General features: G+C 66.4%; 22 protein-coding genes, 2 rRNA genes and 1 pseudogene (1 of these 25 running past the window's edge). 17 read left to right on the forward strand and 8 right to left on the reverse strand.

Annotated features, from left to right (window positions below):
• A 23S ribosomal RNA gene (locus tag J2X06_RS01545) occupies nt 1-567 on the forward strand (it extends 2,313 nt beyond the left edge of the window).
• A gap of 161 nt (nt 568-728) precedes the next feature.
• Nucleotides 729-843 (forward strand): 5S ribosomal RNA (gene rrf / locus J2X06_RS01550).
• Between the two features lie 251 nt (nt 844-1,094).
• On the opposite strand, the gene J2X06_RS01555 is transcribed toward rrf, so the two are convergent.
• From J2X06_RS01555 to J2X06_RS01570, 4 genes are all read right to left on the reverse strand, one after another.
• Nucleotides 1,095-1,754 (reverse strand): 2OG-Fe dioxygenase family protein, encoded by a 660-nt coding sequence (locus J2X06_RS01555; RefSeq protein WP_310057352.1) that lies wholly within the window; start codon nt 1,752-1,754, stop codon nt 1,095-1,097.
• A gap of 111 nt (nt 1,755-1,865) precedes the next feature.
• Nucleotides 1,866-2,270, reverse strand: coding sequence for an MAPEG family protein (locus J2X06_RS01560; protein ID WP_310057355.1), 405 nt, complete (start codon nt 2,268-2,270; stop codon nt 1,866-1,868).
• Between the two features lie 89 nt (nt 2,271-2,359).
• On the reverse strand, nt 2,360-4,102 hold the full coding sequence (locus J2X06_RS01565; protein ID WP_310057358.1) for a M28 family metallopeptidase: 1,743 nt from the start codon (nt 4,100-4,102) through the stop codon (nt 2,360-2,362).
• Nucleotides 4,103-4,198: 96 nt separating this feature from the next.
• Complete coding sequence (locus tag J2X06_RS01570; protein ID WP_310057361.1) at nt 4,199-4,864, reverse strand: hypothetical protein; 666 nt, start codon at nt 4,862-4,864, stop codon at nt 4,199-4,201.
• Between the two features lie 235 nt (nt 4,865-5,099).
• Between J2X06_RS01570 and gpmI the strand changes: the two genes are divergently transcribed.
• The 4 genes and pseudogenes from gpmI to J2X06_RS01590 all read left to right on the forward strand — a co-directional run bounded on the left by gpmI (nt 5,100) and on the right by J2X06_RS01590 (nt 9,748).
• Nucleotides 5,100-6,668, forward strand: coding sequence for a 2,3-bisphosphoglycerate-independent phosphoglycerate mutase (gene gpmI, locus J2X06_RS01575; RefSeq protein ID WP_310057364.1), 1,569 nt, complete (start codon nt 5,100-5,102; stop codon nt 6,666-6,668).
• Complete coding sequence (locus J2X06_RS01580) at nt 6,668-7,900, forward strand: murein hydrolase activator EnvC family protein (protein ID WP_310057367.1); 1,233 nt, start codon at nt 6,668-6,670, stop codon at nt 7,898-7,900. Before gpmI ends, J2X06_RS01580 begins: the two co-directional genes overlap by 1 nt.
• Before the next feature lie 154 nt (nt 7,901-8,054).
• Nucleotides 8,055-9,377, forward strand: a pseudogene (locus J2X06_RS01585) (S41 family peptidase); the annotation flags it as partial.
• A 29-nt stretch (nt 9,378-9,406) separates the two neighbouring features.
• Entirely contained in the window at nt 9,407-9,748 is a 342-nt protein-coding gene (locus tag J2X06_RS01590) for a hypothetical protein (protein WP_310057370.1), read from the forward strand.
• Between the two features lie 60 nt (nt 9,749-9,808).
• Here the strand turns inward: J2X06_RS01590 and J2X06_RS01595 are convergent, their stop codons facing one another.
• Nucleotides 9,809-10,129, reverse strand: coding sequence for a DUF1820 family protein (locus tag J2X06_RS01595; protein WP_310057371.1), 321 nt, complete (start codon nt 10,127-10,129; stop codon nt 9,809-9,811).
• 70 nt (nt 10,130-10,199) lie between these two features.
• Entirely contained in the window at nt 10,200-10,892 is a 693-nt protein-coding gene (locus J2X06_RS01600; protein ID WP_310057373.1) for a rhomboid family intramembrane serine protease, read from the reverse strand.
• 247 nt (nt 10,893-11,139) lie between these two features.
• On the opposite strand from J2X06_RS01600, the gene J2X06_RS01605 reads away from it, so the two are divergent.
• A complete protein-coding gene (locus J2X06_RS01605) occupies nt 11,140-12,483 on the forward strand; it encodes an OmpP1/FadL family transporter (RefSeq protein ID WP_310057376.1) in 1,344 nt (447 codons plus the stop codon).
• 287 nt (nt 12,484-12,770) lie between these two features.
• On the opposite strand, the gene putA is transcribed toward J2X06_RS01605, so the two are convergent.
• Entirely contained in the window at nt 12,771-15,986 is a 3,216-nt protein-coding gene (putA, locus tag J2X06_RS01610; protein ID WP_310057378.1) for a bifunctional proline dehydrogenase/L-glutamate gamma-semialdehyde dehydrogenase PutA, read from the reverse strand.
• Between the two features lie 461 nt (nt 15,987-16,447).
• Between putA and coxB the strand changes: the two genes are divergently transcribed.
• The 5 genes from coxB to J2X06_RS01635 are packed head-to-tail and all read left to right on the forward strand — an operon-like array spanning nt 16,448 to nt 20,657.
• Nucleotides 16,448-17,338, forward strand: a complete 891-nt coding sequence (gene coxB, locus J2X06_RS01615; RefSeq protein WP_310061149.1) for a cytochrome c oxidase subunit II — start codon at nt 16,448-16,450, stop codon at nt 17,336-17,338.
• Between the two features lie 25 nt (nt 17,339-17,363).
• Entirely contained in the window at nt 17,364-18,989 is a 1,626-nt protein-coding gene (ctaD, locus tag J2X06_RS01620; RefSeq protein WP_310057383.1) for a cytochrome c oxidase subunit I, read from the forward strand.
• Nucleotides 18,990-19,008: 19 nt separating this feature from the next.
• A complete protein-coding gene (locus tag J2X06_RS01625) occupies nt 19,009-19,143 on the forward strand; it encodes a hypothetical protein (RefSeq protein WP_310057385.1) in 135 nt (44 codons plus the stop codon).
• Nucleotides 19,140-19,733, forward strand: coding sequence for a cytochrome c oxidase assembly protein (locus J2X06_RS01630; RefSeq protein ID WP_310057388.1), 594 nt, complete (start codon nt 19,140-19,142; stop codon nt 19,731-19,733). Before J2X06_RS01625 ends, J2X06_RS01630 begins: the two co-directional genes overlap by 4 nt.
• A gap of 45 nt (nt 19,734-19,778) precedes the next feature.
• On the forward strand, nt 19,779-20,657 hold the full coding sequence (locus J2X06_RS01635) for a cytochrome c oxidase subunit 3 (protein WP_310057390.1): 879 nt from the start codon (nt 19,779-19,781) through the stop codon (nt 20,655-20,657).
• 105 nt (nt 20,658-20,762) lie between these two features.
• Here J2X06_RS01635 and J2X06_RS01640 read toward each other — a convergent pair whose 3' ends face one another.
• A complete protein-coding gene (locus tag J2X06_RS01640) occupies nt 20,763-20,990 on the reverse strand; it encodes a twin transmembrane helix small protein (protein WP_310057393.1) in 228 nt (75 codons plus the stop codon).
• Between the two features lie 30 nt (nt 20,991-21,020).
• Here J2X06_RS01640 and J2X06_RS01645 point away from each other — a divergent pair, with 30 nt between their 5' ends.
• The 5 genes from J2X06_RS01645 to J2X06_RS01665 all read left to right on the forward strand — a co-directional run bounded on the left by J2X06_RS01645 (nt 21,021) and on the right by J2X06_RS01665 (nt 26,102).
• On the forward strand, nt 21,021-21,794 hold the full coding sequence (locus J2X06_RS01645) for an SURF1 family protein (RefSeq protein ID WP_310057396.1): 774 nt from the start codon (nt 21,021-21,023) through the stop codon (nt 21,792-21,794).
• Nucleotides 21,791-22,387, forward strand: coding sequence for a hypothetical protein (locus J2X06_RS01650; protein ID WP_310057399.1), 597 nt, complete (start codon nt 21,791-21,793; stop codon nt 22,385-22,387). The genes J2X06_RS01645 and J2X06_RS01650 overlap by 4 nt, the downstream gene beginning before the upstream one ends.
• A 52-nt stretch (nt 22,388-22,439) precedes the next feature.
• On the forward strand, nt 22,440-23,594 hold the full coding sequence (locus tag J2X06_RS01655) for a COX15/CtaA family protein (protein WP_310061151.1): 1,155 nt from the start codon (nt 22,440-22,442) through the stop codon (nt 23,592-23,594).
• Complete coding sequence (gene cyoE, locus J2X06_RS01660) at nt 23,594-24,538, forward strand: heme o synthase (protein ID WP_310057402.1); 945 nt, start codon at nt 23,594-23,596, stop codon at nt 24,536-24,538. Before J2X06_RS01655 ends, cyoE begins: the two co-directional genes overlap by 1 nt.
• Nucleotides 24,539-24,797: 259 nt before the next feature.
• A complete protein-coding gene (locus J2X06_RS01665) occupies nt 24,798-26,102 on the forward strand; it encodes a metal-dependent hydrolase family protein (RefSeq protein WP_310057406.1) in 1,305 nt (434 codons plus the stop codon).
• The last annotated feature ends 20 nt before the right edge of the window (nt 26,103-26,122 follow it).

Consider the following 26,122-nt stretch of genomic DNA (forward strand, 5'->3'; position numbering starts at 1 on the left):
GCGTGCTTGACTGCAAGATCGACGGATCAAGCAGGTAGGAAACTAGGACTTAGTGATCCGGTGGTTCTGTATGGAAGGGCCATCGCTCAACGGATAAAAGGTACTCCGGGGATAACAGGCTGATACCGCCCAAGAGTTCATATCGACGGCGGTGTTTGGCACCTCGATGTCGGCTCATCACATCCTGGGGCTGTAGTCGGTCCCAAGGGTATGGCTGTTCGCCATTTAAAGTGGTACGCGAGCTGGGTTCAGAACGTCGTGAGACAGTTCGGTCCCTATCTGTCGTGGGCGTTGGAGATTTGAGAGGGGCTGCTCCTAGTACGAGAGGACCGGAGTGGACGAACCTCTGGTGTTCCGGTTATCACGCCAGTGGTATTGCCGGGTAGCTATGTTCGGAAGCGATAACCGCTGAAAGCATCTAAGCGGGAAGCGCGCCTCAAGATGAGATCTCCCGGGAGCTTGACTCCCCTAAAGGAACCATCAAGACCAGGTGGTTGATAGGCAGGGTGTGTAAGTGCAGCAATGCATTGAGCTAACCTGTACTAATGATCCGTGTGGCTTGACCATATAACCTCAAGTGGCCTTGGACTCGACGACGCGTCGACGTTCAGACCAAAAGTTTCGCTACAGTCCCAACCCATTCGCCGACGACGGGCATCCGTCCGAAGCACCCAACGAGAGCGTGTGCGCGACTCAGTCCACCGAGATCCGCGACCCTCCACCCTCTCCCTGGTGATAATAGCTGTGTGGAACCACCCGATCCCATCCCGAACTCGGAAGTGAAACGCACACGCGCCGATGGTAGTGTGGCTTAAGCCATGCAAGAGTAGGTCATCGCCAGGGGCTTTATCCCCAAAACCCCAGCTCTCGCGAGCTGGGGTTTTGTCTTTGTGCGGGCGGATAATCTCCGCCGGCGAGCTGGGCTAATCTCGGAATATCTCCGGGACAACCCGCGACCAACTTCGTTAATCAGACCGGAAAACCGGCGTGCCCTGGCAAGGCATGGTCGGACAGGATGCGGCGCGGCTAGCCGCCCTCGGAGGGATTAACGCCGCTCACCTGCAAACCACAGGCGATTTCGAACAACGCCTCCGTCAGGACGTTCTCGCCTTTGAGCGCAGCGTCACCACGAGCACATCACGATGCGCGGACAACGACGGATCTTCCGGCGTCACGGCGGTGACGCCGTGGAACACGCGCGCATCGTCGACGAGCGCCGCGTCCAGTGGCGCGGTCAGCGTGAAGCTGCCGAGTTGTCGTCCCTCGGCATCATGGATGGTGGTCGTGCCGCTGACGATATTGGTGCGATCGACCAGCAGCACCAGTACGTAATCGACGCCGTCGCGGTGAACGCCTTCGGGAGTCGGCTGTCCTGGCTCCCCGGGTAAAGCCTCGATGCGGAACTGGTGGACTTCGATATGCCACGCGCCGGTATCCGGCGACAGGTTTCCAAAGAAGTCTCGGGTGAACGCGAGTATCGACGACAGCGTTGCACCGTCACTGACGGACTCGGCCATGGGCTCGAACCAGCGCTCGATATCTCCCTGCAGCGGGTTGTACTTGAGGCTCTGGTAGTGCGGCTGGTGCGCCTCGCGCCGTACCAGGCCGGTTCGCTCCGCCGAAAACACCGCGTGGCGCCGGCGCCGGTATCGGCCAACGCTGGCCAGATACGCGTCCGGTTCGAGGCGATCCCAACTGGCGACAAACGCCTGCCAATCATCCAGCGCGCGTACTTGCTCGAGCAAAGGACGCATGCAGCTGCCTTCGACAAAAGCGAAGCCAACACGCTGCAGCGCGTGCGTCAGTGTGAGCCGGGTATCGGCCAGATCGCGGGGCGTAGAAGCGGTCAACGTCAACCCTTTCTATCAGGACGCAGGCATGCCTGCCCGCAGCATGGCCATGATCATCAACGCGACCACGCAGGCGAGGCCGCCCACCCAGACCAAGCTTCGCAGCGCATGGCGGTTGCCGACATACATAAGGCCGTGCAGGACACGGAACACGATGAACGCGACCGACAGGGCCGCGATCCGATCGGCCGGAACCTGCGCGAGCTGGGCCAGGATTACGCCCGCGGCGAAAGGAGCGAAGGCCTCGAAGGCATTGAGATGCGCGGCATTGGCCAGGTTCGAGCGCGGTACTTCCTGGCGCGCCTGCCACGCCCGCGGATTGCGGTTGTTATAGCGCTCGCCGCTCGACTTGGCGATGGCGACCCAGAGATAGGGGAGCACCGCGGCGATCAGCACACATCCATAGGCAATGGCGAGCATCGTGGAGTCCGTTCTGGTATGGCGCACAGCCTAGCCGAAAACGACAACGGCGCCCTCAGGCGCCGTTGTCATGGCCGCATGGCGCCAGCTCACTGGTCCGTCGGACGCAGACGTTGCTGGGCCGAGCGGAACGCGTTGCCTTCGTACCAGGTCGGCCATTTCTCACTACCGGCGAGGTCGCGACCCACGGAATACAACGCCTCCAGGTCCTGCACCACGCCATCCATCTTCCAGCCGGCGTCGTACTCGTCGGCAGGCTTGTGATAGCGGTTGTCGCGATAGTCGACCTGCGCGAGCCGACCCGCGGCCGTGCCCCCTTCGATCAGGTCGTCGCCGCCCTTGGCATAGAGCGCGGGAACACCGGCCTTGGCGAAGTTGAAGTGGTCGGAGCGGAAGTAGAACCCGTCCTGCGGCGTCGCTTCCGGATGCAGCACGCGGCCCTGGCCGTCGGCGACGCGCTTGAGGATGTCCTCCAGTTGCGAGCTGCCGTAGCCGACCACGGTCATGTCACGCGCCTTGCCGATCACCGGCATGGCGTCGAGATTGATCACCGCCACGGTCTTGTCCAAAGGCACGGCCGGATGCGCGACGTAGTACTTGGAACCCAGCAGGCCCGATTCTTCCAGCGTCACCGCCAGGAACAGCAGCGAGCGGTCCGGCGGCGGCGTCTGCTTGCTGAAAGCTTCGGCGATCTCGAGGATGCCGGCGACGCCGGTCGCGTTGTCGATGGCGCCGTTGTAGATGACGTCGTCGGCGGCCGAGGCGCTGCTCGCGCCGTGCTCGTCGGCTTCATGCGCGTGGTTGCCCAGGTGGTCCCAATGCGCCATGTAGACGATCGCTTCGTCCGGCCGTTTGGCGCCCGGCAGCAGCGCGACCACGTTGCGTGACGACTTCTCGCTGATCTGGCTCTTCAGGTCGACGGACAGCTTCGCCTGCAGGGGAATGGCCTTGAAGCCGGGCTTGTTGGCGGCCTGATAGAGCTTGTCCAGGTCCTGGCCCAGGTCGCTCATCAGGCGGCGCGCGGTGTCGCCGCTGATCCAGCCCTGCACCGGCAGGCGCGGATCCGGATCGTCCTTGGCAGGCAGGTCGAACTGCGCGCCCGACCAGGAATTCTTGACCACGTCCCAGCCATAGGACGCGCCTTCGTTGTCGTGGATGATCAGCGCGGCGGCGGCGCCCTGGCGCGCGGCCTCTTCGAACTTGTAGGTCCAGCGGCCGTAATAGGTCATCCGCTTGCCTTCGAAGAGCTTCTCGTCCTGGCTGTGGAAGCCCGGATCGTTGACGAACATCATCACCGTCTTGCCCTTCACGTCGACGCCGGCGTAGTCGTTCCACTTCTGTTCCGGCGCGTTGACGCCGTAGCCGACGAATACCAGATCGCTGGCGTCGATCTTCACCTCCGGCTTGCCGGTGCGTGTGCCGATGACCATGTCGCTGCCGAACTTCAGCTCGCGCGGCTGGCCCTTGACGTCCAGCTTGAGCACCGTGGTCTCGTCGGCCGTGGTCTGCACCATCGGCACCGTCTGGAAGTAGCTGCCGTTGTTGCCGGGCTTCAGGCCAAGGCGCTCGAACTGCGCCTTGATGTATTCGACGCTCTTCTCTTCGCCCGGGCTGCCCGGGCCGCGGCCTTCGAATTCGTCGGATGCGAGCTGCTTGACCATCTCGCCGAAGTCGGCGGCGTTGATCGCGGCATTGAAGGTGTGGGCGGTGGCGCCGGCGGTGGCCGCGGTCGCGGCCGCTTGTTCGGGCGTCGGTGTGGACGACCGGTCGCAAGCGGTGAGTACGATCAGGCCAGCCAGCGAGGCGGCGGTGAGACGGGTGGAACGAGTCATGGGCCCTCCGTTCGGATGCTTGCCGGATCCGGCGAAGGGCCATTCTATGTCCGTCCCGCACGCCGGATCGTGCCGGGGTACGTCTTGCGCTGTGCCTTATTCGGCCGGAGGCAGGGCGCCGGAATAGGGCACGGCGGTGGCGCCGGTGATCGGGCCGGTCTTGGCGCTGCTGTGCACGTAGAGCGTGACCTTGCGCTCGAACACCAGCGGACCTTCGACCACGGCGTTGGGTCCGATCACCACGCGCGGGTCCCGGTTGTTCATCGAGAACAACTGCCTGTTGGGCTTGGCGTAGCGGAGGCCGCCCTTCACGTGTGAGTCGGCGCCGACGGTGACGTCGCCATTGACCGTCTCGAGGCCGCCGGTGACCTGCGTGCCAACCAGGCCGATGGCGCCGTTCACGGTCTCGACGTCGCCGCCAATGACGCCGCCGCGATCGACATAGATGCCGCCGTTGACGGTCTCCACGCCCTTGCTGAAGCGGCCGTTGGTGCCGACCTTGATGCTGCCGTTGACCGTGGACAGGCCGCCGGCCTGGACGTCCTCGGCGACGGTGATGCTGCCATTGACGGTCTCGGCATCGCCGGCGCGCGCGCCCGATCCGATGCGGATGCTGCCATTGACGGTGTCGAGTTCGCCGACCGTCTGGCCGGCCTCGACGGTGATGCTGCCATTGACCTTGTCGATGTCCTGCGCGGCGAAGGCGGTCGGTGCGGCCAGGGCCAGGGCGAGCGAGAGGGCGAGTACGGAGCGGATGCGCATCGTTTGGGGTTCCGGTTGGGACGGGCCAGTTTTTTGGCGGGCGTGTAAAGCGGATGTGTTGTTGGGGCTTTGAACCTATGGATGCAACGAAGGCGGCATCGGTTTAGGCCGCTTCGCTACAATCGCAGCCATTGCCGGTCCGGGCCCCTGCCCGAAGTCACGATTCAGCAAGCGCGATTTAGCAAATTCGATCCGGCAAAGCCGCCCCGACCCACCGCCACTGGAAGCCCCCGACGTGCCAGCCCCCTCCGTGCGCCCCAAGCCCGTTGTCCTGCTGATCCTCGACGGCTGGGGCCACCGCGACGACCCGACCGACAACGCCCTGGCCCAGGCTCGCCTGCCGAACTGGCACGCCTTGCTGGGGAGCGCTCCGCATACGCTGATCCATACCGAAGGCCGCCACGTCGGCCTGCCGGATGGGCAGATGGGCAATTCCGAGGTCGGTCACATGAACCTCGGTGCCGGCCGGATCGTCTACCAGGACCTGACCCGCATCGACGCGGCGATCGAGGACGCCAGCTTCTTCGCCAATCCCGAGTTGCGCGCCGCCTGTGCCGCGGCGAAGGCCGGCAACGCGACGCTGCATCTGATGGGCCTGATGTCGCCTGGCGGTGTGCACAGCCACGAGAACCACATCTTCGCGATGATCGACTTGGCCCGCCGCGAAGGCGTGGCCAGTGTCGCGGTGCATGCCTTCCTCGATGGCCGCGACATGCCGCCGAAGTCGGCCGAACCGAGCCTGGTGCGCCTGCAGCAGGCCTGCGACCAGGCCGGCAACGCGCACATCGCCAGCGTCAGCGGCCGCTACTACGCAATGGACCGCGACCAACGCTGGGATCGCGTGCGCCGCGCCTGGGATGCCATCGTCGAAGCCAAGAGCCCGCACATCGCCGCCGATGCCCTGAGCGCGTTGCACGAGGCCTATGCGCGTGGCGAGACCGACGAATTCGTCGCGCCGACCGTCATCGCCGGCAGCACGCCGATGCGCGACGGCGACGCCATGGTGTTCATGAACTTCCGCGCCGACCGCGCCCGCCAGTTGACGGGCGCGTTCGTTTCGCCGGAATTCACCGGCTTCGGACACCCCGACGAGGGCGGAGTGCGACGTCCGGCGCTGTCGCGCTTCGTCTGCCTGACCGAGTACGACGCCAGGCTGCCGGCGCCGGTGGCGTTCGCGCCTGACGACCTGCGCAATACGCTTGGCGAGATCCTGGCTGAAAGCGGCCTCAAGCAACTGCGCATTGCCGAGACCGAGAAGTACGCGCACGTCACCTTCTTCTTCAGTGGCGGTCGCGAAGATCCGTATGCGGGCGAAACCCGCATCCTGGTGCCGAGTCCCAGGGTCGCCACCTACGACCTGCAGCCGGAGATGAGCTGCCCCGAGGTGACGCAGAAGCTCACCGCGGCGATCCGCTCCGGCGAGATCGATGTCGCCATCTGCAACATCGCCAATCCCGACATGGTCGGCCACACCGGCAACATCGCTGCGGCTGTGCAGGCCGCCGAGGCGGTCGACATCGCAATCGGCGCGGTGGCGCAGGCCGTGCGCGACACCGGCGGCGCGCTGCTGATCACCGCCGATCATGGCAATCTGGAGATGATGCGCGACCCCGACACCGGCCAGCCACATACCGCGCACACCGTCGGTCCGGTGCCGTTCGTCTATCTCGGTCCGCGTGCGGCGACGCTGCGCAGCGGCGGCGCGCTGCGCGACGTCGCTCCGACCATCCTCGACCTGCTCGGCCTGCCGCAACCGGCCGAGATGAGCGGGTCGAGCCTGCTCGAAGCGTCCCGCGTCGGCTGATGCCGGGCCTTCGCGCACCGTTCGCCGCAGCACTCGCGCTGGCGCTGGCGCTGGCGTGGGCGGCCATTCCGGCTGCCGCGCAGAACAGTCGCGAGGCCGAGCGTCGGCTCGAGAAGGTGCAGAGCGAGCTCAAGGAAGTCGCCGCCGAGCGTCGTCGGATCGAAGGGGAGCGTGGCCAGGCTACGCGCCAGCTGCGTGAAGCCGACGAGCAGGTCGGCCGTTCCAGCCGCAACCTGCGCTCCATCGAGCAGCGCATCGCCAGCGAGCAGGCCACGCTCGCGCAGTTGCAGCAGCGGCGCAACGACATGCAGGCGCGATTGGGCACACAGCGCGACGAACTGGCGCGCCTGCTGCGCGCGGCCTACCAGCAGGGCGAGGATGCTCCGCTCAAGACGTTCCTGGCGCAGGACCAGGTCGCGCAGGGCGGCCGATTGCTCACCTACCATCGCTATCTGCAGACAGACCGGGTGCAGCGAATAGCCGCGCTGACGGCCGAGCTGGAACAGCTCGATGCCATCGAGCGCGAGATCGCCTCCCGCCACGAGCAACTGGAAAGCACGCGGGCGCAGCAGCGCCAGCAGCTTGCCAAGCTCGAAAGCGATCGCAAGGCGCGTGCAGGCCTGGTGTCCAAGCTCGACCAGCGCTATCAGGATCGCAGCAGCCGTGAGCGCGAACTCGGCCGCGACGCGCAGGGATTGCAGCAGGTGCTCAAGCGCCTGCGCGATACCGCGGCACGCGCCGAGGCGCAGCGAAAGGCCGCGGCGGCCCGCGCCGCGCGTGAGCAGGCCAATGCCGGCAAGCCGGCGTCGGTCAGGCGGACCCCGCCCCCTGTCGCGGTAGCGTCCGCGCCGCAGGTCGGCGGCCTGGGTTGGCCGCTGTCAGGAGCACTGGTCGCGGGCTATGGTGGAACGCTGCCCGATGGTCGCAGCAGCGAAGGCCTGCTGATCACCGCCCCCGCGGGCGCGCCGGTCAAGGCCGTGGCCGACGGCCAGGTGGTGTACGCCGAATGGATGACCGGCTATGGCCTGCTGCTGATCGTGGATCACGGCAACGGCTACATGAGCCTGTATGCGCACAACGACGCGCTGCTGAAGGACGTGGGCGACACGGTCAAGCGCGGCGACCCGGTGGCGACGGTTGGCAGTTCCGGCGGTCACGGCCGTCCTGCGCTGTATTTCGAGCTGCGCCGCAATGGCCAGCCGGTCAATCCCGGGACATGGCTGCGCCGCTAGCGGCGCTGAATGCGGCCTGCGTCTTAACGAAACTTGTGCCGGCTGCGCTTGCGTTGTGTCCATAATCGGAACTGCGATGGCGTCACGTGGTCCATGGCGCATCGCGGATGGCCGTGCGCCATCGATTCAACCCCGTGGTAGCCGGAGTGCCTGCATGTCCAAGCGTTGTCTGGTCCCCCTAGTGTTCGGCGTCGCTTCGCTCGCGGCGGTGCCGGGGCTTGCGCAGGAACTGCCTCCACCTTCGCTCGCACCGGCAGAGGCAGGCGTCGCCAAGGAGGACGATGATGCCTCCAAGGTGCCGCTGGACGAGATCCGTCGCTACGTTTCGGTCTACAACGCGGTCAAGCAGGCCTATGTCGAGCCGGTCAATGACCAGAAGCTGATGCATTCGGCGATCCGTGGCCTGCTGTTCGACCTCGATCCGCACAGCGTCTACCTCGACAAGAGCGATGCCGAGAATTTCGAGGAGCAGTCGCGCGGCGCCTACGACGGCATCGGCGTCGAGTTGCTGCGCCAGCCCGACGGCAGCTTGCGGGTCATCGCTCCGATCGACGACACGCCGGCGGCGCGCGCGGGCATCAAGGCCGGCGACGTGATCACCGCGATCGATGGCAAGCCCTTCAAAGCCGACGAAGGCGACAGCTCTGGTCCGCTGCGCGGCGTGGCGGGCACCAAGGTCAAGCTGACCATCGTGCGCGAAGGCCGCAACAAGCCTTTCGACGTGACCGTGCAGCGCGAGACCATCCGCATTGCCAGCGTGCGCAGCAGGATGCTCGAACCGGGTTACGGGTATATGCGCATCAGCGCGTTCCAGGCCGACACGGCTTCCGACTTCGAGAGCCAGATCGACAAGCTCAAGGCACAGGCCGGCGGCAAGCTGCGCGGCCTGGTCATCGATCTGCGCAGCAACCCCGGTGGTCTGCTGACCGCCGCCGTGCAGATCGCCGACGACCTGCTGGAGTCCGGCAAGATCGTCAGCACCCGCGGCCGCATCGCCATCAGCGACGCCGAGTTCGGCGCCACGCCGGGCGACCGGATCGAAGGCGCACCACTCGTGGTGCTGGTCGATGCAGGCTCGGCGAGCGCATCGGAAGTGCTCGCCGGCGCGCTGCGCGACAACGGCCGCGCACGCATCGTTGGCAGCCGCACCTTCGGCAAGGGCTCGGTGCAGACCGTGCTTCCGTTGGACAATGGCGACTCGGTCAAGCTCACCACGGCGCGTTATTACACGCCCAGCGGCAAGTCGATCCAGGCGCTGGGCATCGTGCCGGATGTCGTGCTGCAACCGGGCAAGGAAGAGGGCGAGCGCATTCGCAGCCTGTCGGAGGCCAGCCTTCCCGGGCACCTGCACGGCGACGGCGAGGATCAGCCGGGCGACAACGCCGGCGACGTTCTGGAAGGTGACGGTCCGATCACCGCCGCGCTGGCCGAGCTGAAGAAGCCGCCGGTGGCCAGCACGGCGCAGCCCGAAACCAAGCGCTGAAGGGCGCACGGCGGCCACAGACGATGGGAACGATCCTGGAGTGCAAGAACCGGTTCTTGCGGGGCTCCGCATTGCCGCCGGTCAAGGTCACGGCGTTCGGTTTCTGCGTCGGGCAGGACCATGTGGCCTGGCCGAGCGTCGCAGAGATACGTGCCTACAAGGTGGATCGGCTCACCACCGGCGAAGCCTTCCTGGAGTTCATCTTCGGTGCCGGCCAAGGCATCCGGGTCAGTGAAGAACAACCCGGCTTTGACGAGCTTGAGGCGGCCATGATCGCCGTCTTTCCCACGAACGCGGATTGGCGCCAGGCGGTGTTGATGCCGCCATTCGAGCATGACTTCACGTTGCTGTTCCGTCGCGGCTGACGATTCGCGGAAGGCGGGCCGCACAAGCTGTGCTGGTCCAGTCGCTGGACCAACCGAAGGTCAGCGCGGTTTCGTAGGCAACGGGAACGGCGTCACCACTTTTTCGCCCGTGGCGGCGTCGCGGATCGCCGACTGGCCTTTGCGCTCGACTTCCTCGATGCGCACGATGCTCTGCATCGGCAGGTGCAGCACCCGGGTGTTGCCGAACTCGTCGCGCAGGCGCTCTTCGGTGGGGTCGATCACCACGCCGTCGTGCACGTCGAACACGAGTTCACCGACTTCGGTGAAGCCCCACAGCGCGCCGGATGCGACATGGCGGGCATACAGCTCGTAGACCTTGCCGGCGTTGAAGAAGGTGACCTTGTAGAGCGTCTTGGCCATTGCGTGGTTGGTGGCGGTGGTGTGCGGATCTCCCCGCAATGGGGGCGATGGCGCCGCGCCGCAAGTGTGGTCAGAACCCGCGTCGCCGCCGCATCCGCCGCGCAATGCCGGCGCGCGCGACCAACGCGAACACGACACCAAACGCGAAGCCCGCCAGGTGCGCCGACCACGCCACCGCGCCGAAGGCCGGGCCGATGTAGGTGAACACCAGTTGCAGTGCTGCCCAGATGCCGATCAGCAGGGCCGCCGGTACCTTCACAAACTGCAGGAACAACCCCAGCGGCACCACCACGCCCAGCTTTGCGCCCGGAAACAGCGCCAGGTAGGCGCCGATCAACGCCGACACCGCGCCGCTGGCGCCGATGATCAGCCGGTCCGGAGTGCCGATCATGATCGCCGCGGCCAGGTTGGCAGCGGCCCCGCCGAGCAGGAACAATGCCAGGAAGCGCCACGGCCCCATCGCCCGTTCGGCGGGCAGGCCGAAGATCAGCAGGAACACCAGGTTGCCTAGCAGGTGGGCCCAGTCGGCGTGCAGGAACAGGGCGGTGACCAGGCGCAGGGCGGTGCCGCCGCGGATCGAGCGCCACCAGTCGGCCGGCTCGCCCAGTCCTCCCGACAACGTGCCCCAGTCCATCATCAGCCGGCGCTGCTCCGGATCGGGCAGCAGCGCCGAACCTATGAAGCAGACCCACAGCGCCGTGAACAGCAGCGGCGTGGCCCAGCGCAGGGGCGCCTTATCCCGGGACGGGATCGCGATGAACAAATTCAGCCCCTCCTCGCGGTGCCGGGGACGTCGGAACGGGACCGATGGCAGGGGCTGGGCGGCATGAGGGAAGGTAGCTTTGACCGGCCGCCTATTGTTAGCTTTGGGTTAACCCCCGCGCTATAGTGCATACGGTGTCGTACGTCGGGAGGGGCTTTCCGGCGGGCGCTGGCAAGCCGGACACACCGGCAGCCGGGCACACGGCCGCGCAAGACCAATAACTATTAGTTCAACGGAGAGTACACGCATGCAGCAGCACCGCTATACGCGCCTGACGGCGCTAGCGTTCGGTATCGCCGGCGCGCTGACGCTGGGCCAGGTTCAGGCCTCGGGCTTCCAGCTCAAGGAAAACAGCGTCAAGTCCATGGGCAGCGCATTCGCCGGTGCCGGCGTCCGCGACGATGACAGCTCGGTGGTCGTCAACAATCCGGCCACGATGGCACGCTTCACCGGCACGACGGTCCAGGCCGACGTGACCGCGATCGACCTCAGCTACGAATTCCAGGGCACGGGCACCGACGCCCTCGGCCGTCCGCTGACCGGTGGCAATGGCGGCGACGCCGGCGACCTCTCTGCGGTCCCGGCGCTGTCGGTAATCCACAAGCTCGACAACGGCTTGGCGTTCGGCGCCATGATCAGCGCCCCGTTCGGCCTGAAGACCGAGTACGACCTCGGCTGGCAGGGTCGCTACTTCGCCCAGAAGTCCGAGGTCGAGATCGTCGACCTGACCCTGGCCGCGGCTCTCGACATCGTGCCGGACCGCTTCTCGGTCGGCGCCGGCCTGATCTACTCGCGCGCCGATGTGACCCTGTCCAAGGCGGTCGACTTCGGCACCGCGCTGTTCTCCAACCCGGCCACCCGTCCGCTGCCGTTCGCCCGTCCGCAGGCCGCCGATGGCTTCGCCGAAGTGCAGGGTGACGACACCGGCTTCGGCTTTATCGTCGGTGCGAACTTCAACCCGACCGACAAGCTGGCCATCGGCCTGAGCTACCGTTCGGAGATCGACTACGAGCTGTCCGGTGACGTCGACTGGACCGTGCCGGGCAACGTTGCCGCCGTGTTCGCGGCCAGCCCGACCACCCGTCCGCTATTCCAGGACGGCGCCGTCACCGCCAACCTGACCACCCCGTCGGTCACCAGCCTCGACGTGCGGTACGACTTCACCGATCGCTTCGCGATGATGGCGACGTGGGCCGAGACCGGTTGGGAGTCGCTGCGCGAGGTGCGCATCAACTTCGCCAACCCGGATGCGGATTCGGTCGAGCCGTTCGACTGGCGCGACACCGAGTTCATGTCGCTGGGCGGCGAGTTCAAACTCAACGACAGCTTCACCCTGCGTGCCGGCGTGGCGTACGACGAAACCCCGACCCACATCGAAACGCGCACCCCGCGCCTGCCTGACGATGACCGCACCTGGTACTCGATCGGCGGCACGTGGAACGCCTCCGAGGCGCTGGAAGTCAACTTCGGCTACACCCGCATCGAGCCGGATGGCCCGAAGGTGGACATCACTGCCAACGGTTCGCACCTGGTGGGTCCGTTCGACGGTCATGCCGATCTGTACGGCGTTTCGGCGCAGTACAAGTTCTGATCCAACGCGTCATCGCAGCAACGAAAAGCCCCGCTTCGGCGGGGCTTTTTTGTGGCGCAGCGCCGTCGTTTTTGCTCGTCATTCCAGCGAAAGCTGGAATCCATTTTGCTGTTGCTGTGCTTTGATGATTGGCGAAGACGGCAGCAGGGCAAGGTCAACATGGATCCCCGCTTTCGCCGGGATGACGATGGGATGATGAACGATGCGATTTCACCGCGCGATGTCTTCCAGCAAAAAGCCCCGCCGAAGCGGGGCTTTTTGCGGGCCGGCCGGCGTCGCTGCCGGACTCAATCGCCGAGCGTCAGCAGTGAAGCGTTACCGCCGGCTGCCGTGGTGTTGACGGTGACGGTCTTCTCGGTGGTGAAGCGCGGCAGGTAGTGCGGGCCGCCGGCCTTGGGGCCGGTGCCGGACAGGTTCTGGCCGCCGAACGGCTGCACCCCGACCACCGCACCGATCTGGTTGCGGTTGACGTAGCAGTTGCCGACCTTGATGCGCGTGGCGATCTTGTCCACGGTCTCATCGATGCGCGAGTGGATGCCCAGCGTCAGGCCGTAACCGGTGGCGTTGATCGCGTCGATCACCGCGTCGAGCTGGTCGGCCTTCCAGCGGATCACGTGCAGCACCGGTCCGAAGATCTCCTTGTGCAGCTGGTCCAGCGACTTGAGGGCGTAAGCGCGCGGTGCGAAGAAGCTGCCGTGGGCGGCGTCGCCGTCCATGGTGACCTCGGCGATCCTGGTGGCTTCCTTGTCCATGCGCGCGGCGTGTTCCTTGAGCATCGACAGCGCGTCTTCGTCGATCACCGGGCCGACGTCGGTCGACAGCAGGCCCGGATCGCCGACCTTCAGCTCGGCCATCGCGCCGGCCAGCATCGAGGTCACCTTGTCGGCGATGTCGTCCTGCACGAACAGCACGCGCGCGGCCGAGCAGCGCTGGCCGGCGGAGGTGAACGCCGAGGCGATCGCGTCCTTCACCACCTGCTCCGGCAGCGACGAGGAGTCGGCGATCAGCGCGTTCTGGCCGCCAGTTTCGGCGATCAGCACGCCGATGGCGGCGTCGCGTGCGGCCAGTGCGCGGTTGATGGCGCGCGCGGTGTCGGTCGAGCCGGTGAAGGCGACGCCGGCGATCCGCGCATCGCGCGTCAGTGCGGCACCGACCGTGGCGCCGTCGCCCGGCAGGAACTGCAGCACCGCTTCCGGGATGCCCGCTTCGTGCAGCAACTTCACGGCGTAGTAGCCGATCAGGTTGGTCTGCTCGGCGGGCTTGGCGATCACGGCATTGCCGGCGGCGAGCGCCGCGGCGATCTGGCCGGCGAAGATCGCCAGCGGGAAGTTCCACGGGCTGATGCAGACAAATACGCCGCGGCCGGACATCTGCAGCGTGTTGGACTCGCCGGTTGGGCCCGGCAGCGCTTCCGGCGCGAACAGCTTGCGCGCCTGGGCGCCGTAGTAGCGCAGGAAGTCGACCGCCTCGCGCACCTCGGCCACGCCGTCGGCGAGGGTCTTGCCCGCCTCCTTGGTGCACAGCGCCAGGTACTGCGGCATGCGCTCCTCGAGCAGCGTGGCGGCGTGCTCCAGGATCGTGGCGCGGCTGGCAGCCGGGGTCGCGTTCCAGGCGTCCTGCGCGGCGACCGCGTTCTTCAGCGCGAGTTCGACCGTGGCGCTATCGGCGGGGTGCCACTGGCCGACGACTTCGCGCCGATCGGCGGGATTGGTGACGGCGAGGCCCGAACCGCTCACGTTCGCGCCCGGCACTAGCGGCGCGGCGCGCCAGTCGGTGCGGGCGGCGGCGTTGACCTGCTCGGCGAGCGCGCGCAGTTGATCGTCGTTTGCGAGGTTGATGCCCATGGAGTTGGTCCTGTCAATGCCGAAGCTGCGGTACAGATCGACCGGCAGCGGAATGCGCGGATGCGGAATGGATTCGAAGGCCGACACGGTCGCGACCGGGTCGTGGATGAGGTCATCGATGGCGACGTCCTCGTCGGTGATGCGGTTGACGAAGCTGGAGTTGGCGCCGTTCTCGAGCAGGCGGCGCACCAGGTACGGCAGCAGGTCTTCGTGGCTGCCGACGGGCGCGTACACGCGGCACGGCACGTCCAGGCGGTTGGCCGGGATGACTTCGGCGTAGAGGTCGTCGCCCATGCCATGCAGCTTCTGGAACTCGAAGTGCTTCGTTCGCCCCATCGCCTTGGCGCGCTGGTGGATCGTGGCGATCGTCTGCGCGTTGTGGGTGGCGAACATCGGGTAGATCGCGTCCGATGCCTCGAGCATGCGGCGCGCGTTGGCGAGGTAGCTGACGTCGGTGTTGGGCTTGCGCGTGAACACCGGATAGCCGACCTGGCCGTCGACCTGCCCGCGCTTGACCTCGCTGTCCCAGTACGCGCCCTTCACCAGGCGCACCGGGATGCGGCGGCCGTGGCGGCGGGCGAGGTCGGCGATGAAGTCGATCACTTCCGGTGCGCGCTTCTGGTAGGCCTGGATGGCCAGTCCGTAGCCTTCCCAGCCGTCGAGCGACTTGTCGGCGTAGGCGGCGGCGATCACGTCGAGCGACAGTTCCAAGCGGTCGGCTTCCTCGGCGTCGATGGTGAAGCCGATGCCGTAGGACCTGGCCAGTTGCGCCAGTTCCAGCACGCGCGGGGTGAGTTCGGCGAACACACGCTCGCGCTTGGCATGCTCGTAGCGCGGATGCAGCGCCGAGAGCTTCACCGAGATCGACGGCACGCCGAAGACCTCCTTGCCCTTGTAGTCGCCGCTCTTGCCGATCGCGTGGATGGCATCGCGGTACGCCTGCAGGTAGCGCAGCGCGTCCTTGGTGGTCAGCGCGCCCTCGCCGAGCATGTCGAACGAGTAGCGGTAGTTGGCGTTGTCGCCCTTCTGAGAACGCGCCAGCGCCTCGCCGATGGTGCGGCCCATGACGAACTGGTGGCCCATGATCTTCATCGCCTGGCGCACGGCCAGGCGGATGACCGGCTCGCCGACCCGACCGAGCAGGCGCTTGAAGGCGCCGTGCACGTCGCGCTTGGTCTCGTCGTTCAGGTCGACCAGGTGGCCGGTCAGCATCAGGCCCCAGGTCGATGCATTGACCAGGAGTGAGTCCGACTGGCCCATGTGCTTCTTCCAGTCGGCGTCGCCCAGCTTGTCGCGGATCAGCTTGTCGGCGGTCTCCTCGTCGGGGATGCGCAGCAGGGCCTCGGCCACGCACATCAGCAGCACGCCTTCCTCGCTGCCCAGATCGTACTGGCGCATGAAGGCCTCGATCGCGCCCTGGTCCTTGGCGCGGGCACGGACCCGCAGCACCAGGTCGGCGGCCGTGGCCTGGGCGGCGACGCGGTCGGCGTCGGGCAGGCGGGCCTGCTCGAGCAGGTGGCGGACGTGGGCGGCCTCGTCGCGGACCCAGCCGGCGGTGATTGCAGCGCGGGGGCCGCCGGGAGGCGGGGGAAGCTCGGGGCTGAGCATCGTTCGCGCCGAGAGTTCGGCGGCGACGGCAGGGGAAACGGTGGTGGTCATCGGGCCCGTAGGACAGCCGTGGGGAGCCCGATAGTTTAGAGCCTTCGGTGGTCCGCGGTCCGCGCGGGACCGGGCACATCCTGTTTCGCCGGATTCAGTGCGGGTGCCGTCGTCCGGGCGCCCCTCATGGACCCTCAAGCGGGTTTTTGACCGTTTTTGCAAGGTTCGTCCGCATGCTCGCGGCATCGCGCGGGTTGCCGCAGGACGGCCCCGCCGCTACCATTTCTCGGTTATCCGTAGCGTCCCACGGCAAGGTTGCCCGGACGTGTTGGGTCCCTGCCGTTGCCGGGGCTCGCCAGCCACCTCCATCCGGACGGTCCCCGCGTATCGGCGCGGCCGGTGCCGGGAGAGGCAGCCCGCGGAGCGCGACAAAGCAATCCAATCGTTTATCCAGTGATTTTTTGGGGCTCGAACTGATGAAAGTCGGTCGTTTCAAGCAGTGGGCAGCAGGCATCGCCGCAATGGCGTTGCCGGTTCTTGCGTTCGCGCAGGCGGCCGATCCGAAGCCGTGGCAGTTGAACATGGGCCGGGGCGTCACCGCCCAGTCCGTCAATGCCTATGAGGCGCACATGCTCGCGCTGTGGATCTGCGTGGTCATCGGCATCCTGGTGTTCGGCGCCATGGCCGTGGCCATGTTCAAGTTCCGCCACTCCAAGGGCGCGGTGCCGGACAAGGATTTCACCCACAGCACCAAGCTGGAGGTGATCTGGACCGTGGTGCCGGTGGTGTTGCTGGTGCTGATGGCGTTCCCGGCCACCAGCAAGCTGATCAAGATGTACGACACCCGCGAGTCCAAGATGACCGTCAAGGTCACCGGCTTCCAATGGATGTGGAAGTACGAGTACCTGGGCGAGAACGTCTCGTTCACCAGCCGCCTGGACCGCAAGAGCGACGAGATCCGCCAGAGCGGCGTGGACGCGCGCACGGCCAACCGTCCGCACTACCTGCTTGAAGTCGACAACGTCCTGGTCCTGCCGACCGACACCAAGATCCGCTTCGTGATCACCGCCGACGACGTGATCCACGCATGGTGGGTGCCGGCGCTGGGCTGGAAGCAGGATGCGATCCCGGGCATCGTCAACGAGGCCTGGACCGAAATTAAACAGCCGGGCATCTACCGCGGCCAGTGCGCCGAGCTGTGCGGCAAGGACCACGGCTTCATGCCGATCGTGGTCAAGGCCGTGCCGAAGGCCGAGTTCCAGCAATGGCTGGCCGCCGAGAAGGCGAAGAACGCCCCGGCCGCTGCTCCGGCGACGCCCGCTGCGGCGCCTGCTGAGCCTGCGCCGGCCGAGGCCGCTCCGACCGAAGCCACCAACACCGACGCTGCGGCCGCTGTCGCGACCGCCGGCTGATCCGAACGACTTCACGAGACACGCCATGTCCACGCATTACGAAGCCGCGCACCCCGACGTGCATCACGATGACCACGCCCACAAGCAGGGCTTCATCGAGCGTTGGTTCTTCTCGACCAACCACAAGGACATCGGCACGCTGTACCTGATCTTCAGCTTCATGATGTTCATCATCGGCGCAGCGATGTCGGTGGTGATCCGTGCGGAGCTGATGAAGCCGGGCCTGCAGTTCGTCGAACCGATGTTCTTCAACCAGATGACCACCGTGCATGCGCTGGTGATGATCTTCGGCGGCGTGATGCCGGCCTTCGTCGGCCTGGCCAACTGGATGATCCCGCTGCAGATCGGTGCGCCGGACATGGCGCTGCCGCGCATGAACAACTGGTCCTTCTGGATCCTGCCGTTCGCCTTCACGATGCTGCTGGTGACGCTGTTCCTGCCGGGCGGCGCGCCGGCCGGCGGCTGGACGCTGTATCCGCCGCTGTCGCTGCAGGGCGGTTCCAACGTCGCCTTCGCGATCTTCGCCATCCACATGATGGGCATCAGCTCGATCATGGGCGCGATCAACGTCATCGCCACCATCCTCAACATGCGCGCCCCGGGCGTGGACCTGCTGAAGATGCCGATCTTCTGCTGGACCTGGCTGATCACCGCGTTCCTGCTGATCGCCGTGATGCCGGTGCTGGCTGGCGCGGTGACGATGCTGCTGACCGACAAGTTCTTCGCCACCTCGTTCTTCAACGCGGCCGGCGGCGGCGACCCGGTGATGTTCCAGCACATCTTCTGGTTCTTCGGTCACCCCGAGGTCTACATCATGATCCTGCCGGCTTTCGGCGTGGTCTCGGAGATCATTCCGACCTTCAGCCGCAAGCCGCTGTTCGGCTACCAGGCGATGGTGTACGCGACCGCCTCGATCGCCTTCCTCTCGTTCATCGTGTGGGCGCACCACATGTTCACCGTCGGCATGCCGCTCGGTGGCGAGATCTACTTCATGTTCGCGACGATGCTGATCGCGGTGCCGACCGGCGTGAAGGTGTTCAACTGGGTCACCACGATGTGGCGCGGCTCGATCTCGTTCGAGGCGCCGATGCTGTGGGCGCTGTCGTTCGTCATCCTGTTCACCATCGGCGGTTTCTCGGGCCTGATGCTCGCCATCGTCCCGGCCGACTTCCAGTACCACGACACCTACTTCGTGGTAGCGCACTTCCACTACGTGCTGGTGACCGGCGCGCTGTTCTCGATCATCGCCGCCGTGTACTACTGGTGGCCGAAGTGGACCGGCCGCATGTACAGCCAGGGCATGGCCAAGTTCCATTTCTGGTGGACGATGATCTTCGTCAACCTGCTGTTCTTCCCGCAGCACTTCCTGGGCCTGGCCGGCATGCCGCGCCGCATCCCGGACTACAACGTCGTGTTCGCGGACTGGAACCTGGTCAGCTCGATCGGCGCGTTCGGCATGTTCGCCACGCCGTTCATGATGGCTTTCATCCTGTGGCGCTCGAAGGCCGTCGGCGAGAAGGCAGAAGCCCGCGCCTGGCCGACCGCCAAGGGCCTGGAGTGGACCGTGCCGAGCCCGGCGCCGCACCACACCTTCAGCACGCCGCCGGTCATCCGCGACGGCGACCTGGCCCACGGCGATATCACGCACTGATCGCGTCGACGAGACTGGCATGACTCCGACCATCGATCCCCGCACCGACGATGCAGCGCGCCGCAAGTCGGCGCGTCGCACCGCGCTGTGGGTGGCGGTGGCCGCGGTCGCCATCTACGTGATCTTCATCGTCAGCGGGATCGTCGCCAAATGAGCGACGCTCCCGACTCGCGCAGGAACAGTGCCGGCCTCACCAAGATGATCGTGGTGGCGATCGGCGCCTTCGCGCTGACCTTTGCGCTGGTGCCGCTGTACCGCATCGCCTGCGAGAAGGTGTTCGGCATCCGCCTGGAGCGCACCGCCGCGCAAGGCGTCAGCGACGCGAAGGCCGCGGCGGCCAAGCGCGTGGTCACCGTGCAGTTCGACGGCGGCGTCAATTCCAAGCTGCCGTGGGAGTTCAGCCCCAACCGCGTCACGATGCAGGTCGTGCCGGGCGAGCAGTACGAGGCGACCTACCACGCCCGCAACACCTCCGACCGCACCATCGTCGGCAGCGCCGTGCCCTCGGTCGCGCCTGCGCGCGCGTCGGGGTTCTTCAACAAGACCGAATGCTTCTGCTTCACCGCCCAGACCCTCAAGGCGGGTGAAGTGCGCGACATGCCGGTGCGCTTCATCGTCGATCCGAACCTGCCGGAAGACGTGAAGACCATCACCTTGTCGTACACCTTCTTCAAGAACGACGCGCTGACCGCGCAGCAGCAGGGCACGGCCAAACCGGCCGCCTCGCCGCTGTCGTCGCCGTGACGTAGAATTTTCCTTGTAAACGCAGCACTTATACGGAACGCCGCCATGGCCCAAGCGCACTCGTCCGACGCCAACATCTATTACGTGCCGCACCACAGCCGCTGGCCATTCCTGGGCTCGATTGCGCTGTTCACCCTGATGGCCGGCCTGGCCAGCTGGTTCAACGAAGTCAGCTGGGGCATGCCGGTGTTCTTCTTCGGCATCGCGCTGCTGATCGGCGTGTTGTTCGGCTGGTTCGGCGACGTGGTGCGCGAGTCGATCCGCGGCAACTACAACAAGCAGGTCGACACCTCGTTCCGCATGGGGATGATCTGGTTCATCTTCTCCGAGGTGATGTTCTTCGCCGCGTTCTTCGGCGCGCTGTTCTACGCACGCCAGTACGCGTTGCCGTGGCTGGGCGGCGAGGGCGATGGCGTGATGACCAACAGCCTGCTGTGGCCGGGCTACAGCACCACGTGGCCGACCAACGGTCCGGGTGCCATCGGCGGCAACTACCTCCCCATGCCGGCCTGGGGCCTGCCGCTGCTCAACACGCTGATCCTGCTGTCATCGGGCGTCACCGTCACGATCGCGCACCACGCGTTGAAGGCCGGTAACCGCAAGGCACTGCTGACCTTCCTCGGACTGACCGTCGCGCTCGGCTCGCTGTTCCTGTACTTCCAGGCGCACGAGTACATCGAGGCCTACCGTGAGATGAACCTCACGCTCGGCTCGGGCATCTACGGTTCGACGTTCTTCATGCTCACCGGCTTCCACGGCGCGCACGTCACCCTCGGCACGATCATGCTGACGGTGATCTGGTTCCGCTGCCTGAAGGGCCATTTCAGCAAGGATCACCACTTCGCCTTCGAGGCGGTGGCCTGGTACTGGCACTTCGTCGACGTGGTCTGGCTGGGCCTGTTCCTGTTCGTCTACGTGCTGTAAAGCGCGGGCGACACCGATGCGCTGCGGGCCGGCAATGCCGGCCCGTCGCGTCTTTGGGAGCAGGATGTTTCGCGGGAGCCGAGCCGTGGCCCGGCCGTTCCGAAGTCAGTGCGGATTGGAGCCGATGCCGTGCGGCACGATCCAGCCCATCTTGATCGCCACGATGACCAGCAGGATCAGCGCGATGGATAGCGCGATGCGGCGGGTCAGCGCATTGACCGTCCGCTTGCTCTCGCCCTTGTCCACCAGCATGTAGTAAAGGCCCGCGCCGAGATTCCAGACAATGACGATCAGGAACGCAATGATCAGCAGGGTCTTCAGCGAGTCGTTCATGGCGGCCTCCGTGGGGCTCCATGGCCAAGCATGGGGACGATTATCGCAGCCGTGGGCGAGGAAGTCGTGAGCCGACGGCGCAACCTGATTGTCGGCTGGACGCTGGCAGCGCTGGCGATGACGCTGTTCGCCAACCTCGGCCTGTGGCAATCGCGTCGGGCAGTGGAAAAACAGGCCATGCTCGACGCCGCCGCGCAGGTTCTGTCCTCGCGCACGCCGCACCCGCTGGCGCTGGCGGCCGATCCCGCCCGTGCGCGCGCCTATGACTGGGCGATCGGCAGTGGCGAGTTCGAAGACAAAGGCGCGTTGCTGCTCGACAACCAGCAGCGCAACGGTCGTGCCGGCGTGCGCGCCTATCGCATCTTCCGACCCGAGCAGGGTACGCCCCTGCTGGTCGACCTGGGCTGGCTGCCGCTGGCCGGTGATCGTCGCCTGCCGGACGTGCCGAAGCCGCGGGGACGCATTGAACTGCGCGGGCTGCTGGTGCCGCCGCCGTCGGCCGGCCTGGTGATGGGGCCGGCGATGGGCCGCGATGGCGAGGCGTGGCTGATGACGCGGGTCGATACCGCCGCAATCGTGCGCGAAACCGGCCTGTCCACGGCGCTCGCGCCCAGGGTGCTGCGCCTGGATCCGAAGCTGTCGATCGGCTATGAGCGCGACCTGGAACTGCTGCCCAACACACTGCCTCCCGAACAGCATCGCGGCTACGCGCTGCAATGGTTCGCGCTGGCGCTGGCGGTGCTGGTCACCGCGCTGGTCCTGACTTTCCGCAAGCCTCGTCGCGGCCAAGGAGTCCATCCATGAACGCCCCCCACATCGAGCACCATCCCGACCGCGTCCGCAACCGCACGCTGCTGCTGGTGCTGCTCGTGCTCTTCTTCGGCAGCATGCTGGCGGCGGGCCTGTTGCGTTTTTCCGGCTGGCGTCCGGCATCCATGAAGAACCATGGCGAGCTGCTGCAGCCGCCGGGCGACCTTCGACAGGTGACGATTCGCCAGGTCGATGGCGGCCAGTACACCTGGAATCCCGCCAAGCGCACCTGGCGCATCGCGCTGGCTCCGCCGGCCGGCTGCGGCAGCGAGTGCGACCACCTTGCACGCGAGATCAACACGGTCTGGCAACTGTTCGGCAAGGACGCCAACGATGTCGACGTGCTGTGGATCTGCCCGCAGGCGCAGGCCAGCTGCGATCTGCCCGCCGGTGCCGCGCGCCCGACGACGTTGCATCTGCTTCAGTCGAGCCACGAGTTGCGGGCATCGCTGCCGCGCGTGGAAGACCCGCGCGGCGTCCCGGTCTATGTGATCGACCCCTATGGCTTCGTCATACTGCGCTACCCTCCCGGCTTCGATCCGTCCGGGCTGCGCACCGACCTGGCCCGGCTGCTCAAGCTGAAGTGACGAAGGCGCGAGATTCCTCTGCATGTCCAACCCCGCTGTGTCCAAGCCCACCATGAGCAGGCCCGCCGTCCATCGGCCCGCCGTATACAGGCACTTCCACCGCATCGCCTGGCTGGCCGTCGCGCTCGCGCTGGGCGTGATCGTGTTCGGCGCGTTCGTGCGCCTGTCCAACGCGGGCCTGAGCTGCCCGGACTGGCCTACTTGCTACGGCCGCGCCGCATGGCCCACCGCTGCCAGCCAGGTCGTCGACCACGCCGCCACGGAGATCCGCCCGGTCGAGGTGCACAAGGCCTGGCGCGAGCAGTTCCATCGCATGATCGCCGGCACGCTGGGCGTGCTGGTGCTGACCCTGGCGCTGGTGGCCGCGCGCAGGCGCCGCTACGGCGTGGCGCAGGTGATCGTCGCGTCCGCGCTGGTCGCGCTTGCGATACCGCTCTACATGCAAGGCCTCCATGCTTCGGCTTCGGGGCTGGCCATTCTCGGCGAGGCGATCCTGCTGTTTGCCGCGTTGCGCTGGAGCAACCTCGATCTTTCGCGCATCGCGGTGCTGACGCTGGCGGTGATCATCTTCCAGGCGCTGCTGGGCATGTGGACGGTGACCTGGTTGCTCAAGCCCATCGTCGTGATGGGGCACCTGCTGGGCGGTTTGCTGACGTTCTCGCTGCTGCTGTGGACCGCGTGGCGTGCAACCGACCTGCCGATCCGACTGGCCGAGGCGCAGGCGCTGCGCAAGTTCGTGATCGTCGGGCTGGTACTGCTGGGCGTGCAGATCGCGCTGGGCGGCTGGACCAGTTCCAACTATGCCGCGCTGGCCTGCGGCAACGACTTCCCTACCTGCGTCGGCCGCTGGTGGCCGCCGCACGATTTCCGCGAGGCCTTCGTGCTCTGGCGCGGCATCGGCGTCGACTACGAGGGCGGCATCCTCGACGGCGAGGCGCGCATCGCCATCCAGTTGGCCCACCGGTTGATGGCGGTCGTGGTGTTCTTCTACCTGTTGTGGTTCGCGTTGCGACTGTTGCGCACACCGGGCATCCGCAGCTGGGCGGTGTTGCTCGGCCTGCTGACGCTGGCGCAAGTCGCGCTGGGCATCGCCAACGTCAAGCTGGGCTTGCCGTTGTCGGTGGCGGTGATGCACAACGCGGGCGCGGTTCTGCTTTTGTTCGTCCTGGTCTCGTTGCTGGCGCGCCTGCGCACGCCTGAACATTGATGGAGACCGCTGTGAGCCATCCCACCTTCCGCCAGTACTTCGACCTCACCAAGCCGCGCGTGGTCGCGCTGATCGTGTTCACCGCGCTGGTCGGCATGTTCCTGGCGGTGGACGGTTTGCCGACGGCCGAGGAAACGCGGCGGGGCGTGCTCGGATTCCTCGGCATCTGGCTGGCCGCGTCCAGTGCGGCGGCCATCAACCAGCTGCTGGACTCGCGCATCGACGCGAAGATGGCGCGAACCTCGTGGCGCCCGATCGTCGCCGGCCAGATCACGCCGGTGCAGGCGTTGGTGTTCGCGCTGATCCTGGCGGCGTTGTCGATGCTGGTCCTGGTGCTGTGGGTCAACACGATCACCGCCGTGCTGACCTTCGCCTCGCTGATCGGTTATGCGGTGATCTACACCGTGTTCCTCAAGCGCGCCACGCCGCAGAACATCGTCATCGGCGGCATCGCCGGCGCGGCGCCGCCGCTGCTGGGCTGGGCCTCGATCACCGGCATGCAGGGCGAGTGGGATTGGCCGCATGCGCTGCTGCTGGTGCTGATCATCTTCGTGTGGACGCCGCCGCATTTCTGGGCGCTGGCGATCTTCCGCCGCGCCGACTACGCCCGCGCAATGGTGCCAATGCTGCCGGTCACGCACGGCGTCGAGTACACGCGCTGGCAGATCCTGTTCTACACCGTGCTGCTGGTGGCGGTGACCGTGCTGCCGTGGGCGGCGGGCATGAGCGGCCTGTTCTACCTCGGCGGTGCGCTGGTGCTGGGCGCGGTGTTCCTCGGCTACGCCTGGAAGCTGATGAACCCGCCGGACGAGCTGTACGCGATGAAGGTGTTCAACTACTCCATCGTCTACCTGATGGCCCTGTTCGCCTTCCTGCTGCTGGACCACTGGATGCTGCCGTGGTTCCAGCCAAGCCCTGCTTTCATGCTGCAACCGGCGGGTTGAAGCCTGGCGCTTAGGCGCTGCTCGAACGGCAACGGGCGATCGCCGCGCCGCCCTGGAAACCTTCCGCTTCATGCAGACGGCTGCCCCGTCGGGTGGGCAGCAGACGAAAGCTTTGCGCAGTCGGTCGGCGCGACCAGAGGCAGCGTTTCACACTGGCAGTCTGCCGACGCGCCGTGCCTATACTCGCGACCTCTTCACCAGGCGCGTCCCGATCATGGCCCAACGTTCTGCCGTCCACTCCCGGCCTGCTTCCCACCCTTTGAGTCGGGCCCTGAAGGGGGCGCTGTGCGCACTGTCGTTGTGCCTGGTGGCAGGCACAGCGCTGGCTGTACAGGCCGACGATGCCGTCGTTTCGGCCGCGCGCATGCTCGACGTGCGCACGGGACGGATGCTGCAGAACGTCAGCGTGGTCGTGCGCGACGGACACATCGAGAAGGTGGTGCAGGGCGGCGATGCCGGCAGCGTCGGTGAGGGCCTGCCGCACTACGACCTGGGCGACATGACGCTGCTGCCCGGCCTGATCGACATGCACGTGCACCTGGATTCGGACCCGACCTACGGCGGCTACACCGGGCTGCAATTCAACGACCGCTTCTGGTCGGTGCTGGCGGTGGCGCACGCGCAGCGCACGCTACAGGCCGGCTTCACGACCGTGCGCAATGTCGGCTCCGATGCCTGGAACGACATCGGCCTGAACCAGGCGATCGAAGCAGGCAAGCTCACCGGCCCGCGCATCGTCGGCGCGGGTTACGCCATTGGCGCCACGGGTGGCCATTGCGATTCAACGTTCTTCCCGCCGTCGATGAACCAGAAGGGTCCGTACAACGTCGACAGCCCCGAGGAAGGGCGCAAGAGCGTGCGGACCATGCACAAGTACGGTGCGCAGGTGATCAAGATCTGCGCCACCGGCGGTGTGTTCTCGCATGGCGACGAGCCGGGTGCGCAGCAGCTCACGCTGGCGGAAATGACCGCGATCGCCGACGAGGCGCACATGGCCAGCATCAAGGTCGCCGCGCATGCGCACGGCGCCTCCGGCATCAAGGACGCCATCCGCGCCGGCATCGATACGATCGAGCATGCCAGCCTGATCGACGACGAGGGCATCCGCATGGCCAGGCAGCACGGCACCTGGTTGTCGATGGACATCTACAACACCGATTACACCCAGGCCGAAGGCAAGAAGAACGGCGTGCTCGAGGACAACCTGCGCAAGGACCGTGAAATCGCCGACATCCAGCGCGAGAACTTCCGCAAAGCGCATGCCGCCGGCGCGAAGATGATCTTCGGCACCGATGCCGGCGTTTATCCGCACGGCGACAACGCCAGGCAGTTCGCGGTGATGGTGCGTTACGGAATGAAACCGGTGGAGGCCATCCAGGCAGCTACCGCCAACGCGGCCGACGCGCTGGGCCGCAAGGACGTGGGCGTGATCGAGCAGGGCCGCTGGGCCGACATGATCGCCGTACCCGGCGATCCGACGCAGGACGTGACGCTGCTGCAATCGGTGCCCTTCGTGATGAAGGGCGGCGAAGTGGTGAAGGACGCGCGCGCCACGGCGCGCTGATCGTCGCGGGTGCGCCGATC

This window comes from Lysobacter niastensis (assembly GCF_031457115.1).
Taxonomy (GTDB): domain Bacteria; phylum Pseudomonadota; class Gammaproteobacteria; order Xanthomonadales; family Xanthomonadaceae; genus Lysobacter_J; species Lysobacter_J niastensis_A.

Excerpts from the sequence above, each read along its gene's own strand:
- J2X06_RS01650 (WP_310057399.1), top strand. The coding sequence starts at position 21,791 with ATGAACGCCCCCCACATCGAGCACCATCCCGACCGCGTCCGCAACCGC.
- J2X06_RS01605 (WP_310057376.1), top strand. The coding sequence starts at position 11,140 with ATGCAGCAGCACCGCTATACGCGCCTGACGGCGCTAGCGTTCGGTATC.
- J2X06_RS01625 (WP_310057385.1), top strand. The coding sequence starts at position 19,009 with ATGACTCCGACCATCGATCCCCGCACCGACGATGCAGCGCGCCGCAAG.
- J2X06_RS01640 (WP_310057393.1), bottom strand. The coding sequence starts at position 20,990 with ATGAACGACTCGCTGAAGACCCTGCTGATCATTGCGTTCCTGATCGTC.
- J2X06_RS01580 (WP_310057367.1), top strand. The coding sequence starts at position 6,668 with ATGCCGGGCCTTCGCGCACCGTTCGCCGCAGCACTCGCGCTGGCGCTG.
- J2X06_RS01590 (WP_310057370.1), top strand. The coding sequence starts at position 9,407 with ATGGGAACGATCCTGGAGTGCAAGAACCGGTTCTTGCGGGGCTCCGCA.
- J2X06_RS01595 (WP_310057371.1), bottom strand. The coding sequence starts at position 10,129 with ATGGCCAAGACGCTCTACAAGGTCACCTTCTTCAACGCCGGCAAGGTC.
- J2X06_RS01645 (WP_310057396.1), top strand. The coding sequence starts at position 21,021 with ATGGGGACGATTATCGCAGCCGTGGGCGAGGAAGTCGTGAGCCGACGG.
- J2X06_RS01570 (WP_310057361.1), bottom strand. The coding sequence starts at position 4,864 with ATGCGCATCCGCTCCGTACTCGCCCTCTCGCTCGCCCTGGCCCTGGCC.
- J2X06_RS01655 (WP_310061151.1), top strand. The coding sequence starts at position 22,440 with ATGAGCAGGCCCGCCGTCCATCGGCCCGCCGTATACAGGCACTTCCAC.
- J2X06_RS01555 (WP_310057352.1), bottom strand. The coding sequence starts at position 1,754 with ATGCGTCCTTTGCTCGAGCAAGTACGCGCGCTGGATGATTGGCAGGCG.
- ctaD (WP_310057383.1), top strand. The coding sequence starts at position 17,364 with ATGTCCACGCATTACGAAGCCGCGCACCCCGACGTGCATCACGATGAC.
- J2X06_RS01565 (WP_310057358.1), bottom strand. The coding sequence starts at position 4,102 with ATGACTCGTTCCACCCGTCTCACCGCCGCCTCGCTGGCTGGCCTGATC.
- J2X06_RS01560 (WP_310057355.1), bottom strand. The coding sequence starts at position 2,270 with ATGCTCGCCATTGCCTATGGATGTGTGCTGATCGCCGCGGTGCTCCCC.
- J2X06_RS01630 (WP_310057388.1), top strand. The coding sequence starts at position 19,140 with ATGAGCGACGCTCCCGACTCGCGCAGGAACAGTGCCGGCCTCACCAAG.
- putA (WP_310057378.1), bottom strand. The coding sequence starts at position 15,986 with ATGACCACCACCGTTTCCCCTGCCGTCGCCGCCGAACTCTCGGCGCGA.
- coxB (WP_310061149.1), top strand. The coding sequence starts at position 16,448 with ATGGCGTTGCCGGTTCTTGCGTTCGCGCAGGCGGCCGATCCGAAGCCG.
- cyoE (WP_310057402.1), top strand. The coding sequence starts at position 23,594 with ATGGAGACCGCTGTGAGCCATCCCACCTTCCGCCAGTACTTCGACCTC.
- J2X06_RS01635 (WP_310057390.1), top strand. The coding sequence starts at position 19,779 with ATGGCCCAAGCGCACTCGTCCGACGCCAACATCTATTACGTGCCGCAC.